This window comes from Shewanella xiamenensis (assembly GCF_024971755.1).
In the GTDB taxonomy this organism is placed as follows: Bacteria; Pseudomonadota; Gammaproteobacteria; order Enterobacterales; family Shewanellaceae; genus Shewanella; species Shewanella xiamenensis.
On the sequence record NZ_CP079718.1, the window covers coordinates 1097789 to 1113984 of the forward strand.

General features: G+C 46.5%; 18 protein-coding genes. 5 read left to right on the forward strand and 13 right to left on the reverse strand.

Translation table 11 applies throughout. The features are described from left to right. Positions 1-41: 41 nt before the first annotated feature. Positions 42-821, forward strand: coding sequence for a phosphatase PAP2 family protein (locus KXJ80_RS05830; protein ID WP_088587016.1), 780 nt, complete (start codon positions 42-44; stop codon positions 819-821). A gap of 21 nt (positions 822-842) precedes the next feature. Here the strand turns inward: KXJ80_RS05830 and KXJ80_RS05835 are convergent, their stop codons facing one another. Continuing rightward, positions 843-1391, reverse strand: coding sequence for a DUF2799 domain-containing protein (locus KXJ80_RS05835; protein ID WP_037430136.1), 549 nt, complete (start codon positions 1389-1391; stop codon positions 843-845). A 626-nt stretch (positions 1392-2017) separates the two neighbouring features. Here KXJ80_RS05835 and KXJ80_RS05840 point away from each other — a divergent pair. Beyond that, positions 2018-2875 (forward strand): PA4780 family RIO1-like protein kinase, encoded by an 858-nt coding sequence (locus tag KXJ80_RS05840; RefSeq protein ID WP_037421993.1) that lies wholly within the window; start codon positions 2018-2020, stop codon positions 2873-2875. Positions 2876-2993: 118 nt separating this feature from the next. Then, complete coding sequence (locus KXJ80_RS05845) at positions 2994-4316, forward strand: IS4-like element ISSba6 family transposase (RefSeq protein ID WP_249559363.1); 1323 nt, start codon at positions 2994-2996, stop codon at positions 4314-4316. A gap of 712 nt (positions 4317-5028) precedes the next feature. On the opposite strand, the gene KXJ80_RS05850 is transcribed toward KXJ80_RS05845, so the two are convergent. Next, on the reverse strand, positions 5029-5259 hold the full coding sequence (locus KXJ80_RS05850) for a transposase (RefSeq protein WP_037421997.1): 231 nt from the start codon (positions 5257-5259) through the stop codon (positions 5029-5031). Positions 5260-5915: 656 nt separating this feature from the next. Here KXJ80_RS05850 and KXJ80_RS05855 point away from each other — a divergent pair. After that, on the forward strand, positions 5916-6608 hold the full coding sequence (locus KXJ80_RS05855; RefSeq protein WP_037430137.1) for a YiaD family glycine zipper/OmpA-like lipoprotein: 693 nt from the start codon (positions 5916-5918) through the stop codon (positions 6606-6608). Positions 6609-6825: 217 nt separating this feature from the next. Further along, a complete protein-coding gene (locus KXJ80_RS05860) occupies positions 6826-7653 on the forward strand; it encodes a molybdate ABC transporter substrate-binding protein (RefSeq protein ID WP_099456981.1) in 828 nt (275 codons plus the stop codon). A 76-nt stretch (positions 7654-7729) separates the two neighbouring features. On the opposite strand, the gene mgtE is transcribed toward KXJ80_RS05860, so the two are convergent. The 11 genes from mgtE to KXJ80_RS05915 all read right to left on the reverse strand — a co-directional run bounded on the left by mgtE (position 7730) and on the right by KXJ80_RS05915 (position 16092). Further along, positions 7730-9094, reverse strand: coding sequence for a magnesium transporter (mgtE, locus tag KXJ80_RS05865; RefSeq protein ID WP_037431332.1), 1365 nt, complete (start codon positions 9092-9094; stop codon positions 7730-7732). Between the two features lie 189 nt (positions 9095-9283). Continuing rightward, a complete protein-coding gene (locus tag KXJ80_RS05870; protein WP_011627201.1) occupies positions 9284-9559 on the reverse strand; it encodes an HPr family phosphocarrier protein in 276 nt (91 codons plus the stop codon). Continuing rightward, positions 9546-10400, reverse strand: a complete 855-nt coding sequence (gene rapZ / locus KXJ80_RS05875; protein WP_037422011.1) for an RNase adapter RapZ — start codon at positions 10398-10400, stop codon at positions 9546-9548. The genes KXJ80_RS05870 and rapZ overlap by 14 nt, the downstream gene beginning before the upstream one ends. Further along, a complete protein-coding gene (gene ptsN, locus KXJ80_RS05880; protein ID WP_037422014.1) occupies positions 10397-10840 on the reverse strand; it encodes a PTS IIA-like nitrogen regulatory protein PtsN in 444 nt (147 codons plus the stop codon). Before ptsN ends, rapZ begins: the two co-directional genes overlap by 4 nt. A gap of 2 nt (positions 10841-10842) precedes the next feature. Beyond that, a complete protein-coding gene (hpf, locus tag KXJ80_RS05885) occupies positions 10843-11130 on the reverse strand; it encodes a ribosome hibernation promoting factor (protein ID WP_007650503.1) in 288 nt (95 codons plus the stop codon). 28 nt (positions 11131-11158) lie between these two features. Continuing rightward, positions 11159-12634, reverse strand: coding sequence for an RNA polymerase factor sigma-54 (locus KXJ80_RS05890; protein WP_037431329.1), 1476 nt, complete (start codon positions 12632-12634; stop codon positions 11159-11161). Positions 12635-12740: 106 nt separating this feature from the next. Beyond that, positions 12741-13472 carry an LPS export ABC transporter ATP-binding protein gene (gene lptB, locus KXJ80_RS05895; protein WP_037422019.1) on the reverse strand — a complete coding sequence of 244 codons (732 nt, stop codon included), beginning with the start codon at positions 13470-13472 and terminating at the stop codon, positions 12741-12743. Further along, entirely contained in the window at positions 13469-14020 is a 552-nt protein-coding gene (gene lptA, locus KXJ80_RS05900) for a lipopolysaccharide transport periplasmic protein LptA (RefSeq protein WP_037422024.1), read from the reverse strand. Before lptA ends, lptB begins: the two co-directional genes overlap by 4 nt. Then, the gene (gene lptC, locus KXJ80_RS05905; protein WP_037431327.1) at positions 14007-14567 is read right to left on the reverse strand and encodes an LPS export ABC transporter periplasmic protein LptC; all 561 of its coding nucleotides are present in this window, start codon (positions 14565-14567) and stop codon (positions 14007-14009) included. The genes lptA and lptC overlap by 14 nt, the downstream gene beginning before the upstream one ends. Then, positions 14564-15115, reverse strand: a complete 552-nt coding sequence (kdsC, locus tag KXJ80_RS05910) for a 3-deoxy-manno-octulosonate-8-phosphatase KdsC (protein WP_037422031.1) — start codon at positions 15113-15115, stop codon at positions 14564-14566. The genes lptC and kdsC overlap by 4 nt, the downstream gene beginning before the upstream one ends. Next, a complete protein-coding gene (locus KXJ80_RS05915; RefSeq protein ID WP_037422034.1) occupies positions 15115-16092 on the reverse strand; it encodes a KpsF/GutQ family sugar-phosphate isomerase in 978 nt (325 codons plus the stop codon). Before KXJ80_RS05915 ends, kdsC begins: the two co-directional genes overlap by 1 nt. Positions 16093-16196 lie beyond the last annotated feature (104 nt).

Sequence of the window (16196 nt, forward strand, 5' to 3'; positions counted from 1 at the left end):
AGCTATGATTTTGGTGATTGGATAAATAAGTGCATCAGAATATTAAAAGCAATGTTAGGACGACATTTCTTCAGTTTGCAAAGGGATATTTGTTTGTTCCATGGCTCGTATTTACGGTAATTATTTTGGGGCTTGAATGGACTCATGCCGATATGCGCTTTGCCAGCCTATTATTCAATTGGCAGGGAGGTGTCAGTTCATGGCCTTTACGAGGGCATTGGCTTACCGAAAGTATCTTGCATGTGACAGGACGTAATCTGGTGATTTTGTTCGCCATAGCGGTTGTTGCTTGCATTTGCCTAAGCTTTCGACTTGAGACGTTGCGTGTTTATCGTAAAGGTTTTATCTATTTATTCTGTAGTGTTCTTGCTAGCGTGTTGTTGGTTCGATTAGGTAAGAGTTTCACTCATATGACTTGCCCTTGGGATGTCATTGAATTTGGTGGGCGTATGATGCATAGCTCTCTATTTGCACGCTTACCAGAAGGGGCTGAGTTTGGTCAGTGCTTTCCTGGAGGGCATTCTAGTAGCGGTTTTGCTTGGGTCGCGAGTTATTATGTGCTCAAGGAGTACTATCCACGTTACGCAAAGTTTGGCTTACTCTTTGGGATTGGATTAGGGGCTATTTTTGGTTTTGCCCAAGAACTGCGCGGTGCTCATTTTTTAAGTCATGACTTATGGAGTTTGGCGATTGCGTGGACCTCAGCAAGCCTGCTTTATTATAGTTTTTTCCTACGTGTTCCTAAGGTTAAAAACAGTAAAGTCGCGAACAAAGTCAGCCTTATCGATACTAAAGTTTTCGAAAAAGGCATCTCTAAGTGATTATATGGGTTAACTTTTCAATTAGAACCTAAATTGAAAACGAATATCTCCATGGCGCAGACGTAAACTTTCGTCCAGAAGATGGTTCTTCTCATTCAATAAAATATTTTTTTGCCTTAGTAATTCGGCTTTGTCGGTGAGATTGTTTAGTTTGTTATTGATACTGCTAATCTCGCTGTCGATAGCATTTAAGCGATCGGCGATTTCTGCTAAACGTTTATTAATCAGATATTGTTCATGTCCTTGATTGTAGCGTTCAACAAATTGATTGTTATTACAGACGCCGTAGTAATATTCTCCCGCCAAACCAATACGGTAACCATTTTCTGGCAAACAATAACTCATTAATCCTTGTTGATATCCTTGCTGCCATTGCGTCGCATCAACCTTGAGATTAAATTCACGGCAGTCCTGTTGATATTGGTTGAGCCTACTCGCAGCAGCACCGCGGTTACCATCGGCTAAGCCAGTGGCGTACCAGTCATTATCACGGCATTCTTCGAGTGAAAGACTCGTGCATTGAGTGAGGGAGAGGGCTGTCAGAGCGAGTGCAAAGTTTAGGTATCGCATTTTATTATCAAAAGAGTTGCAAAAGTGGCATCAGCATAAAGCTTAGTACTGAGGAGATCTAGCGCTATATTTCGCCCTTTGTGCGGTTATTTAGCAGCACCAAGCTGGCTTGGTTACCCTACTTTATCACAACATACTCGGTGGATAGTGCTAACGGGTTGAGTTTGTGATAATTTAATACTTTCAATAGCTTGGGGTAACACTTTGGCGATATCCCCTCATTTTTGCTCAAAATAGGCATTGATACCCCATAACAAACGTGGAAAACCATTTTAAGATTATTCTGAAGGTAGTTAATGCTTGGGTAACGGCTTAAAGCCGCCGTCACTTACGGCAGAGTGATCTCGTTGTGTGTTTAATGGTTGTGGGATTTAACATGTTGCTGATGAAGCGAGCAAGTATTTGTTTGGGGCAATCAAGGAGATAATGTGCCGTTCTCTGCAAATGTATTGGCTTTAAATCCACCATTTTTTGCTCTTGTGTTCCTACGCTAGGTGCTTTAGTTTTTACTGAAGTCGGGTATGCTTACCCTCATTTTGTTATTCATTATTGGTAGAAGGCTGCTTTATATATGAAGATTTGCCCGGCACATTCCATCTTAGGCCTAACTAAGGTATAAGGTCGGTATGAAAACTCCTAAACGAATCCAACCACTGGTTGATGAAGGACTGGTTGATGAAGTCATCAGCCAGTTAATGAGCGGTAAAGAAGCTACTGTGTACGTTGTGCGCTGTGGTGAAGATATTCGCTGCGCTAAAGTTTACAAGGAAGCGGACAAACGTAGTTTTAAGCAGGCGGTGGTTTACCAAGAGGGGCGCAAAGTCCGAAATAGCCGTCGCGCTCGCGCAATGGAAAAAGGCTCTAAATTTGGCCGTGAGCAAATGGAAGAAGTCTGGCAAAACGCTGAGGTAGATGCATTGTTTCGCTTGGCTGATGCCGGAGTGCGAGTACCAACCCCTTACGGTTGCTACGATGGTGTGTTACTCATGGAATTAGTCACCGATAGTGAAGGTCATGTTGCGCCTCGCCTTAATGATGTCAGCCTTAGCGCTGAGAAAGCTATACATGACCACGCTTTAGTGATGACTTATGTCAAGCGTATGCTTTGCGCAGGCTTAGTACATGGTGACTTGTCCGAATTTAATGTCCTAGTCGATGATCAAGGCCCTGTCATTATTGATTTACCCCAAGCGGTAGATGCGGCAGCGAATAATCATGCTAAATGGATGTTGGAGCGGGATGTCAATAACATGACGCAATATTATGGCCAGTACGCACCTGAATTGCTCAAGACTCAATACGCGAAAGAAATGTGGGCCTTATTTGAGGCGGGTCAGTTAAAGCCTGATACGCAGTTAACAGGTCATTTTACTGAAGTATTAGTCGATGCCGACGTCAGTTCTGTTTTGGATGAAATTCAAGCTGCCTATGAAGAGGCTCAGGAGCGCAAGCAGCGACTTCAAGAAGCCAATGAAGATTATTAGTAGAATATTCTTCAATAAAATAGACGCCTTATGAGTAATGCCGATCAGTTAAGACAGATCGCTTGACGATCTCGCTGAAAAGATCAAAATCCGATGACCTCATGTCATCGGATTTTTTATGCAACTCTCAGAAGCACTCGCCCGTACTCATATTACCCGCCTAACCGAATTCACCTGCTTAGCAGATGTGTTAGAACCTGAGTTAATTCAATCTTGCCTAGACTCTCAGGGCGTTGCGACGTTAAGACGGCGTAAATTGCCGATGGACGCGATGATTTGGGCCGTTATCGGAATGGCTTTGTTCCGAGGGGAGTCTGTTCGGTCACTCATCAACAAACTCGACATTGTTTTGCCGCAAGAGATTGATTATGTTGCACGCAGCGCCGTGACTCAGGCGCGTAAACGATTGGGCAGTGAGGTTATTAGAGAAGTATTTAGCCGCAGCGCCAATACCTGGCACGCGAGAGCTGAACATCCTCATTGGTGCGGTCTTAACTTGTATGGTGTTGACGGTGTCGTGTGGCGGACACCCGATAGTGTCCAAAATCAAGCCGCCTTTGCGCGTACCGCAAACGCTTCAGGCGAAGCGGCTTATCCGCAAATTCGCATGGTTTGCTTGATGGAATTAAGCAGCCATTTATTGGTCAACAGCGCCTTTGATTCGGTTGCCGAAAATGAAATGAACTTAGCGTCCCAGCTCATTCCTAGCATTCCCAATCACAGCCTAACCCTATTTGACCGAGGATTTTACTCGCTCGGCCTGCTGCACGCTTGGCAGCAAGCGCAACCTGATAGCCACTGGTTGTTGCCATTGAAGAAAGGCACTCAATATGAGGTGGTGCGAACGCTAGGAAAGCATGACCAGTGGGTGAAACTCACCACGACACCTCAAGCCAGAAAGAAATGGCCGCAGCTCCCAGATACCCTTGAAGCGCGTTTATTGACTAAGACAGTGAAAGGTAAGTCAGTCGCCATTTTGACCTCGTTGACAGACCCGATGCGTTACCCCAGCGAAGACATCGTCGACTTATATGCCCATCGATGGGAAATCGAACTGGGCTATAGAGAGATGAAACAACATCTACTGGAGAGCCGTTTTACGCTCCGCAGTCAACTACCGGAGCTGGTGACTCAAGAGTTATGGGGCGTGCTACTGGCCTACAATCTCATTAGATATAAGATGTTGCTGATGGCTAAAAGCTTGCCATCGGTCCATCCCAATCAACTGAGTTTTCGGGATGCGGCGAGTTATATCATCTTCAAGTTGACACAACTGTCATCACAAACACCGGGGAATGTCCCGAGAGACGTATTGGATATAGAACGAAATGCACGGCAATTTAAGCTGGATGGTAAACGGGAAAGGGCATATCCACGAGTCCTTAAAATGAGCAAAAACAAGTTCCCGGTTAGAGCAAAGAAAAATGCCGTTCACTCTTAAGTGAACGGCATTACGCCTTATGAGCGTCTTTTTTATTGGAATTAATTGCCTGGTGCGAGTGTTAAAGCCTGTGGCATTGCCATCCTTGGCACAGGCGTTATGCCCCTTCCTTTCCATTGAACCACTCAATAAAAGGACAAGACCAAAGGGAGAAATATGTTGATGGGCCACAGAGCACTATCGACATATTAATCTTTGGGGGAGACAACTCCCTCGAGCCTTGCCGAAACCTTCCCAATAACACAGCCATCCGTGGCGCGCTATCCTAGTCTAGCGCTGGATCGTCATTGATCCGTGAATAAAAGGACAAGACCCGAGAGGGTAATATGTTCATGACTTGGGGGAGCACAATTCACATATTTGATCTTTGGGGGAGATAGCTCCCTCTAAAGCCTTGTCAAAACCTACCTCTTTTTCTCTTGCAACACTTTGAGTGTTAAGTTGACAGAGTCGGACAGTAAACAGCACAGTTATTATTGTTATTTTGTACGATTTATATCTTAGGTCGTTGGGGAGCGATAATAGATACCCATCCGACTCTGTCTAAACTGTTATTTATTGCTAATCCAATTAATTGGATGACAAGGCCGGACGTAAAAGGGCGCTGTTATTATTGTTTTTAGCACAACTTTCATATCGCGTTAGACCTACAGGGCAATATGCAATGGGGTCCGGCCTTGTCTATAAGGGCACTGGGCGAGGTTACCTCAACCTATATCGTGCGTAATTCACTGTTTAGCTGCTTAATACGTTTCTGCAGCTGGGCAATTTCATTTATTAAGGCGCATTCACGTTGCTGCGGCTGTTGCTCACTTTCCCTTACCCACTGGTAAACCGCTTTAGCCGAAAGACCATACTGTCGTGCGACATCAGAGAGTAATCTGCCTTTGACTTTTACTTCAAAAATAACGTCAGGTTTAAGATTATGATTGACGATTCCCATGGCCTATCCCTTTTCACTTTATGCTATCTGTATGCGCTTTAACGGGTTCTTTGGGGGTATTCCTTCATGATTATTGGCGCTGCTCTATATCCCACTGACTATGTCCTATATGGCGTAGGGACAACCATTCGTGGTGACAATGACTAATGAGTTTCATCAGATGTTTCATCTCTTCCTCCTCAATCCACTTAGGGATTGTGCTTCGATTAACATGCCTCACAACGGGCACTTAGATTAACGTCCATTGATGTCAAACAGCTTACTTAGGTATCGAGTGAGTTACGCTTGGGGTCTCTACTCTTCTACCTATTTATTAGTATGTAAAATCCGTGCCAATTTTTTAATATATAAATTAATGTTTAAAATCAATTTATTGGGTTTATGTTTCAAACGATTGGCTTTAGAAGTTATGTCAGAAACGGTGCAGCTTGCACTATTTCAGTGCTTTTACTCTAAATGTTGCATGAATAAGCCAAAGATGTTTTGGTTTGGTGTTTTTTGCGATTAAATTACTCATAAACTGAGCAAAGAAACGATTAAAGATTGTCTCGAAAGAGAATGCTTATATACTGCGATTTTTTTATGGTGTTTTTGGCGATTTACCACGCCCTTTGCCTTTCAAAGGCAAATCTCATCAATCATGTTATGAGGTCATAATGATGAAGCCTTCTCTGATTAAATCATTGCCAGCATCTAAGCTTGCTATTGTGGTTATGGCTAGCGCCTTGATTGCGTCAGGCTGTTCGACTGTCAACCCCTATACCAACGAACAACAAACGGCAAAAGCGACTACGGGGGCGCTAATTGGTGCCGTTGCTGGAGCTGCCGTTGGTGTAGCCTCGTCAAGTAAGAGTGACCGCGGTAAAGGAGCTTTAATTGGTGCAGCCTCTGGCGCCGCCCTAGGTGGTGGTATTGGCTACTACATGGACGTACAAGAAACCAAATTACGCCAACAACTCGCTTCCACGGGAGTTAGCGTAACTCGCAGTGGTGACAATATTATTCTTAATATGCCAAATGAAGTGACTTTTGGTGTGGATCAAACCGAGCTGAGTGAGGGTGCTAAGCGGGTACTGAACTCTGTTGCGCTGGTGGCGAAGGAGTATAGTAAGACCCAACTTAACGTGTTGGGTTATACCGACAGCAGCGGCTCAGATTCATACAATTTACGTTTATCACAGGTACGAGCCAGCGAAGTAGGGAACTACTTGATGAGTAAAGGCGTGGCTTCCGCTCGCGTAAAGTCTAAGGGAATGGGTGAATCGAGTCCAATCGCATCCAATGCTAGTGCCGAGGGACGCGCGCAAAACCGTCGCGTGGAGATAGTGTTGACCCCAACGGGTCAATAATCATTCATCAAGGTTAAAGTCGCCTGCGGGCGACTTTTTATTTTATCCTAAGGGACAAATTGTCCTTCCGTTATCTATCTTGAGTGATCTTGTCCGCAATCATCTCTATTTGGGCTTATCAGGCGAGTATTCGACTTGATCCTGCCGGTATTTTCCCGTTTTGTATGTAGTTAGTTAAATTATGATAACTATTTCGCAGAGCCAAAGGAGAGCAATTATGGCAAAACAGGGCTTAGTACTGGCATTCAGTTTAGGGACTACAGTGATGGCAGGGATGGTACAAGGTGCGCCAATGAACACTGAGGCGACAGCCCCTATTGAACTAAGAGCCGCGGGCAGTTTAAAGGCGGCGATGAACGATATTATTGCGGCTTACCAAGCGAAATCCCAAGCTAATGTGGCAGCGCAGTATGCGCCTTCGGGTTTATTGCTTAAGCGGATCCAAGAGGGGGAGCGAGTTGATATTTTTGCCTCGGCGAATATGAAACACCCGCAGGCCTTAGTCGATGCGGGAGTGGGTCTACAGGTGCAAATGTTTGCCCGTAACCAGCTCTGCGCCATTGCTCAAGCGGAAGTGCCACTCACTAGCGCGAACTTATTAGACACCCTGCTCGCGTCGCAAATTAAGCTTGGTACATCAACGCCAAAAGCCGATCCCGCTGGCGACTACGCTTGGGCAGTGTTTGCGAAAGCCGAGGCTTTAAAACCCAATGCGAAAACTATATTAGAAACCAAAGCCATGCAGCTAACTGGTGGGCCTGAGAGTGCTAAACCGCCCAAGGATCGTAATCCCTATGCTTGGGTGATGGAAAATAAGCAGGCGGATGTGTTCTTAACCTATTGCACCAATGCGGTGCTGGCACAAAAAGAAGTGCCGAGCCTTAAGATTGTCGATTTACCGCCAGAGTTAGCTATTGGCGCCGACTATGGCCTATTGGTGTTAAAGGATGCCAATAGTGCGGCCGCACCTTTAGCCAAGTTTATTTTATCCCCTGAGGGACAGGCAATTTTGAGCAGTTATGGTTTTCAGCCGCCTAAAAAATAATGTCTAATAGACTCATTAAAAATGGCGCGAAATAGCGCCATTTTTGTTGCTCGCTTTAGCAAGGCTTGGGCCAGTGCTAGTGCATTAAATATAAAGTCGCTAATCCGAGAAAGGCAAACAGACCTATTACATCGGTGACTGTGGTGAGCACCATGCCGCCCGCCAACGCCGGATCTACTTTTAAGCGCTTTAAGATCAGCGGAATACTGGCGCCTGCTAGTCCTGCGACTGTCATATTGATGAGCATCGCACCGCCAATCAGGCTGGCAAGCGCCATATCATCTTTCCAAACTAATACCGCGATAAACACTAACATCGACCACATTAAGCCATTCAAAAAGCCAATAGCTAGCTCTTTGCCTATCAGCCAGCGGGCATTACTTTGGCCAATATGGCCTAGGGCAATCCCGCGGATCACTAGGGCCAAGGTTTGGTTCCCTGCGACGCCGCCCATGCTCGGTACAATCGTCATTAAAATCGCAATCGTGGCAAACTGTTCAATAGTGCCCTCAAACATATTGCTGACAGAGGCCGCCAGCAGAGCCGCAAATAGGTTGATCGTGAGCCAGAGCGAACGGCGGAAGGTACTTTTGAGTACAGGGGCGAAGGTGTCTTCATCATCGTCCATCCCCGCCATCCCCATCATAGAGTGCTCGGCGTCTTCACGGATAACATCCACCACGTCATCGATGGTGATCCGGCCGAGCAACTTGCCCTCACTATCGACCACGGGCGCTGACACCCAGTCATGGCGCTCGAACAGTTGCGCCACTTCACTGTCGGACATGCCCACGGGAATGCTCTCGATATCGGTATCGATAATGCTGCTGATATGAGTATTGGGATCGCAGGTGAGCAGATCCGCAAGTTTGACCCCACCAAGCACGCGATCGTGTTTATCCACCACGTATAAAGTATCGGTAGTGTCGGGCAGGTTGCCCCGTTGGCGCAAATAACGCAGTACCACATCGATATTGACATCGGGTCTTAAGGTTACTGTGTCGGTGTTCATTAAGCTGCCTGCGGTCTCATCGGGATAAGAGAGCGCTTGCTCGACTCGCTGGCGGTTTTGCAGACTCATCGACTGTAATACTTGTTTATACACAGTATCTGGCAGGCTTCGCAGAATATAAGCCAGATCGTCCGTATCCATGCTGGCGGTAGCCTTGGCGACTCGCTCTGGACTCATGGTGCTGATCAGCGGGTCTTTTAACTCTTCGCTGAGTTCATCGAGAATATCCCCGAGCTGATCTTGATCGACGAGTTGCCATAACACTTGCCGAGCTTTGGGAGGTGACGATTCTAAAATCAATGCGATATCTGACGGCGCCATATTTTGTAGCATTTGCCTGACATGCACAAACATACCACTGTTGAGGGCTTGACTCAGTTGGTCGAGGCGGTGTTCGGCTTGTAAACTGTCTGAGGCTTCTACAGGCATGTTTCCTCCATGGCGGCGGTGGATGGGTTGGCGTTTAGCTATTGAGGACTTAAGCCAAAGCGCAGCAGTACATTGTAATTTAGCGCACGGGAGGGCGTCGAGTCACAAATGTGTTTTACTGGTATAAGGTGCTGAAATCAAAACCAAACAGGATACTGAATACCGGCAGGGATCATCGAGATGATACCATCAGCAGGCTTCGTCAAACTTAGCGTCGATAAGGGCACAAATGGCATTAAGTGCAGGCTCGGCATCCGGGCCTTCGGCGATGAGGGTGATGGTTTTACCCATGCCCGTCTCGAGCATGAGTAGACCCAATACACTGGCGGCAGAGGCCTGTTTTTCACCTTGGATCAGCGTAATGCTGGCATCAAACTCAGAGGCCAATACCACGAGCTTTGTGGCGGCACGGGCATGTAAGCCGAGTTTATTGCAGATGGTGACTTGGCGCTCAAGTTTTGGCATGGCTCAACTCTCGATGGCGCGCATTGACTTTATGTTTGCCATTACTAAAACGTTTAGCTAGTTGCTCGGCTACATAGACTGAGCGGTGTTGGCCACCTGTGCAACCAATCGCAATCGTCAGATAGCTACGATTATTGCGCTCTAAATGCGGCAACCAGGTTTCGAGCAAATTCTCGATTTGCCAGATGAACTTATTCACCAGTGGCTGGCGATTTAAAAACTCCGCTACGGGTTCATCTAAACCGGTGAGAGGTCTAAGCTCCGGTTCCCAATGGGGATTTGGCAAAAAGCGCACATCAAACATAAAGTCAGCTTCGGTCGGCATACCATGCTTAAAACCGAAAGACTCGAAGTTGATCACCAGTTCCTTATCGACACTGCCAAGGAGTATTTGCCGCACTTGGTCGCTGAGTTCATAGATATTCAGATTCGAGGTATCTATATAGTGATCCATCTGCTGTGACAGCGGCTCCAGCAATTTGCCTTCAAGTTTGATGGCTTCTTGCAGTGACACTCGGCTCTTAGATAAGGGATGTAAGCGCCGCGTTTCGCTATAGCGTTTTAGCAGCACTTTATCGCTGGAGTTTAAGAAGAAGCTGGTGAGTTCAGTGCCCGTAGGCAGGCTGGCAAGCTGTTTAACCAGCACTTTGTCTTGCTCTGGTAAATTGCGCACGTCAACACTGATAGCAACGAGATCGTTACTGCCTTTGAGCTGTTCAAGCAAACTGCCAATCAAAGGCAAAGGCAAATTATCGACACAATAGTAGCCGAGATCTTCAAGCACTCTAAGTGCGACCGATTTGCCTGAGCCTGAACGCCCTGACACTATGACCAGTTTCATCCAATGATTACCTGATAGAGTTCCGTTTCATCATGCGTCTTGCGCAATTGTTTTAATATTTGCTTGTCACTGAGCTTTTCAGCCATGCATGACAAGGTACTTAGGTGCTGCTGACATTGGTCGGCAGGCACGAGTAGTGCAAATAAAATATCGACGGGTTGTTTATCGATAGCATCAAAGGCTATCGGCTCCTCACATTTTATCAATATCGCTATGGGTTGTGTTATATCGGTTAATCGACCATGTGGAATGGCGATACCGTTACCTATACCTGTGCTACCCATCTTTTCGCGCGCCACGAGGCTTTCGAAGATCTCTTGAGATGAGAGGGTGGGGTACTGGGCAGCGGCTAAGTCGCTGATGAGTTCCAGTACCTTTTTCTTACTGCCCGGAGTGGCGCAGGTTGTGCACTCCGGCCGCAGTATGGTACGAAGTTCCATTGCTAGTGTTTTGTTAACTTCTCTTTGTGTTTAATAACCTGACGATCAAGTTTATCAATCAGGACGTCTATGGCAGCATACATATCTGCATGCTCTGAAGTCGCGAAGACTTCACCACCGGTGAGGTTGATTCTCGCTTCGGCAATCTGTTGCATTTTCTCAACATTGAGCACAACGTGCACATTATTGATCTGTTCGAAATGACGTTCAAGTTTTGAAAACTTTTCCTCAACATATGCCCGTAACGATTCAGTAATCTCGATATGGTGTCCACTTAGGTTTATTTGCATAGAAACGTCCTCCGATACTCACAATAGGCTATAAACTTTTACGCTGATTGGAAGGGGGAATAAGCATCGCTTCTCGGTACTTCGCAATGGTTCTGCGCGCAACGTTAATTCCCTGTTCTGCCAGAAGTTGAGCCATCTTGCTGTCGCTTAATGGTTTTTTCTGGTTTTCCGCTGCAACCAGTTTCTTAATGAAAGCTCTGATTGCTGTGGATGAGCACTCACCGCCATCATCCGTCCCGACGTGGCTTGAGAAGAAATATTTTAGTTCAAAAAGTCCTTTTGGGGTATGCATGTATTTTTGTGTGGTCACCCGTGAAATGGTGGACTCATGCATCTCTACCGCCTCGGCGATATCGTTTAGGACCATAGGTTTCATGGCTTCTTCACCATATTCGAAGAAACCCTGTTGGTATTGCACTATGCAGTTTGCTACCTTGAGCAGTGTTTCGTTGCGGCTTTCAAGGCTTTTGATAAACCATTTAGCCTCTTGCAGATGGCCACGAATAAATTGGCTATCAGCTTGATTTTTTGAACTTCGGGCCATTGCTGCATATTGCTGATTTACGTTGATTTTTGGCATGCAGTCAGGGTTTAATTCGACCACCCAACGGCCGTTTTTCTTCGACACCGATACATCGGGGATCACATATTCTTCATCGACAGGGGTGATGAGTAAACCGGGGCGAGGATTCAAGGTTTGGATCAGCGCAATACTGTCCCTTAACTCGTCCTCTTTCAGTTTGGTCTTACGCATTAACAGCCTAAAGTCGCGAGCGGCGATCAGATCTAAATGATCTTTGATCAGCATGCGGGCGTTTTCGATGTGAGGGGTATCAGGCGAAAAATGAGATAGCTGGATCAGTAAACATTCGCTTAAATCCCTTGCCGCGACACCAACGGGGTCGAAATGTTGAATACGCTTGAGCACGGCTTCAACTTCGTCGAGTTCAATCTCGGGATTGCCCATGGCTTCGAGGATATCTTCAGTGCTTTGAGTGAGATAACCTTGATCGTCAATGGCATCAATAATCGCGGTGGCAATGGCTAAATCGGTTTCAGAGAAGGGTGTGAGGTTTTTTTGCCATTCTAAATGTTCGTACAACCCCTCGCTAGTTTCCCCTTGGAAGGGCATGTCATCTTCACGGCTGGCGCCAGAACCTGAGTTTGGCGATGCGGTAAATACTTCATCCCAAGTGGTATCCATGGGTAACTCTTCGGGCAGAGATTCTTTGGTCAGCGACTCGGCAATGTCCACGGTGGAATTATCTTGTTCCTGTGGCTGGGCAGTCGTTTCGCTAAAGTCGGTATCGGCGATATCTTGCTTACGTTCGCTAGGCGCGTCAAATTGCTCCTCTTCCAGCTCGAGAAGAGGATTAGAGTCTAAGGCTTGCTGGATTTCTTGTTGCAGTTCCAATGACGACAGTTGCAGCAGGCGAATGGCCTGCTGAAGTTGTGGCGTCATGGTTAACTGTTGACCCAGTTTGAGCTGGAGTGACGCTTTCATGTTACCGCTGATCCCTAGGTTATTATTGTGAGTTTAGGTCGCTTGATATCATATGGATGGAGCCTAGCGCTCTCAAATTCAAGGCTTATTAGCTTTGTTTTAGTAACTATAGCCTGAATTGTTCACCTAAGTACACAGCCCTAACTTGCTGATTGTCTAAGATCTCTGCGGGTGTGCCCTCGGCAATAAGATTACCGTGACTCACAATGTAAGCATGTTCACAGACGTCTAAGGTCTCGCGCACATTGTGGTCTGTGATAAGTACTCCAAGGCCTCGGCTCTTAAGCTGCTCGATAATTTTCTTGATATCGATAACGGAGATCGGATCAACGCCCGCAAAGGGCTCATCAAGCAGAATAAACTTGGGGTTGGCCGCTAAGGCGCGGGCAATTTCGACGCGGCGACGTTCACCGCCCGATAAGGACATGCCTTGGCTGTCACGAATATGGGTGATATGGAACTCTTCTAGCAGTTGCTCTAGTGCTTCTTCGCGCTGGTCACTATTGAGCTCTTTACGGGTTTGCAGTACCGCCATGATGTTGTCGTGTACGGTTAATTTACGAAAGATACTCGCTTCCTGTGGTAGGTAACCAATACCTTTGCGGGCACGCAGATGCATAGGATCGGCGGTTAAATCATCATCGTCGATAAAGATATGGCCTTTATCGCTTTTAACTAAGCCCACGACCATGTAAAAGGTGGTGGTTTTACCCGCACCGTTAGGGCCGAGTAGACCGACGACTTGACCCGTTTTTACTGTCAGGCTGACATCTTTGACAACCTGGCGGCTTTTATAACTCTTGGCGAGATTCTGTGCTTTTAAGGTGATTTGGGTCATTTAGAATCCTGTTTTTTCACAGGTTTATCTGTTGGTGTATTTTTGAGTTCTTCCTGATAATTATCAGGTTGAATAATGGTAATTACGCGATCATCACCATTGCCGCTACTTTCGGCGATCAGTTTTTGCTGAATAATATCGTAACGAATTAAATTGCCTGTAACTTGACTACCCGCTTGGTCTAGGGTCGCTGTACCAGTTAGGGTCAACGTCCGAGTGGCCATTTCATAGCGAATCTCTTTGGCGCTAGCAGATGCAGGGCGGCCATCATCAAGGATTTGGCTGTAGGTTGCTGGATTTCCTGTAGCCAGTAAGACTTTACTATTTTCGCCTTCGACAGAAAATGCACGGAGTTGATCCGCATGGATTTTAATTGAGCCTTGAACAACTTCAACGGGACCGAAGAAAATGATCTGATTGTTTTTAATGTCCGCAGTTTGACTGACGGCTTTAATTTTCACTTCTTGCTGTAAGTCACCGATCTTGGCGAAGGCATTCATGCTTATCATTAGCATTAGGCTGGCAAGTAATATGTTATTTTGCTTCATAGGTTCCTACTACCTGACTGGTCAATTGCACTTCCTGCGCGTTAAGGTCGGCATAAAGGCCTTGCCCTTGAATATTAAAATCTTTCCCTGTGACGTAAATGATGCGGTCAGAGGTCATTATCATTGTGTTGAGATCGAGTTCTAAAAAACTGGTGGACAAGGTTTGTATCGGTTCACCAGGGCTGATGGCATCGATAATAACATTATTTTCTAATACAACCTTGCCAGTATCTTTGTTGAGTCGACCTTGATCGGCTCTGATCTGCCATTTTGCTTTACCTTGGTCGGGATACACAAGATAGACAGGCTGAATAAAGTCGGTTTGGTTTTTAAGCTCATAGTGTTCCATGTGCTTTGCCGTGACGCGACTATTGACTTGTCCTTGCTCGTTAAACTCGATGCTGCGCAGATCTTCGATAATGTAGTCGGGTCTGTCTGTATCATTCAGGCTGCTATCGGTATCGCCACCGCGTTTTTGTTGGACCTGCCAATACAGCACGAGTGCAGTACCAAAAAAAGCAATAATGGCGAGGGTCACACGACTCATATGCTCATCCCATGGGCTGAGGTAAATTTGTTTTGACTCAGAAGTAACAGATCTGTCAGCTCTCTGAGCGCACCATGACCACCATTTAACTGGGTCACAAAATGGGCGTGTTGGCGCACATAGGGATGTCCATCGGCGACACAGACGGCAAGACCGACGACATTCATCACTGGCAGGTCGACAATATCATCACCGATATAGGCAACTTCTTCTGGTGTGACATTGTAGAGCGACAGCAGTTCTTCATAGGGGACAAATTTATTATCCACACCTTGATAAATATGGGTTACACCGAGGGCCGTCATGCGGTTTTCAACAATTTTAGACTGGCGGCCTGTTATCACGGCCAGATTAAAGCCACTGGTCAATAAAGAGCGCACGCCATAACCATCGCGGGTATGGAAGGCTTTGAGCTCTTCACCCGAGTTGCTTAAATAAATGCGGCCGTCAGAAAATACCCCATCCACATCGCAGATCAGCAGTTTAATTTTTTGCGCTCTTTGCCACACATCATCGCTGATCGGGCCGTAAAATCCTTGCTGTGGCATTAAATGACTCCCGCTTTAACCATATCGAGCATATTGAGCGCACCGACAGGATGATTGTCTTTATCTATCACTATCAGGCCGTTGATATTTTTGGAATCCATCACTTGCAGCGCCTGCGCTGCCAAGACGTTTTCAGTAATTGTGACACAGTTTCGCGTCATCACATCGGCGATAGGCGTGGTGCGTAGGTTGACTTGGGCATCGATAACGCGGCGTAGGTCGCCGTCGGTAAAAATACCCACGAGTTTGTTTTGTTCATCGATCACCGCCGTCATGCCTAGGCCCTTCTTGGAGATTTCATACAGGGCATCGGTGATGCAAATATCGTGTTTAACCAGTGGTAAATCATCGCCACTGTGCATCACGTTGCTGACTTTAAGCAGCAGCTTACGTCCTAGGGCACCGCCTGGGTGAGACATTGCAAAGTCTTCCCGAGTAAAGCCTTTGGCTTGCAGCAGCGCAATGGCCATCGCATCACCCATCACTAAGGTTGCGGTGGTGCTCGAGGTTGGCGCAAGCCCGAGCGGACAGGCTTCTTCAGGCACTTCAATACATAAATGAATTTTGGCCAAACGTGCCATCGTGGACTCAGGTTTGCCCGTCATGGCAATCACGGGAATGGCTTTACGTTGGATAACGGGCATCAGCGCAAGGATTTCGCTCGATTCACCCGAGTTTGAAATGGCGAGGATAATATCATTATCAGAGAGTACGCCTAAGTCGCCATGGCTGGCTTCGCCAGGATGCACAAAGAAGGCTGGGGTGCCAGTGCTGGCGAGGGTAGCAGAGATTTTATTACCAATATGGCCAGATTTCCCCATCCCCATCACGATGACTTTGCCGGTGCAGTTGAGGATTAACTCGCAGGCTTGGGCGAATTCAACGGAATCGACATATTGATAAAGATTGTCGAGGGCCGATTTTTCAATATCGATGACTTTACAGCCCCACTGGCGCAATTGTGATTGGTCTACCATGTCTATCTCTCTTCTTGCATTGTCTTTGTCGCCCCGTCTGGGATTGGAATAGCACAATTTGGTACGCGATAAAGATGATAAAATTAACGGCTTGTTACTTTGAG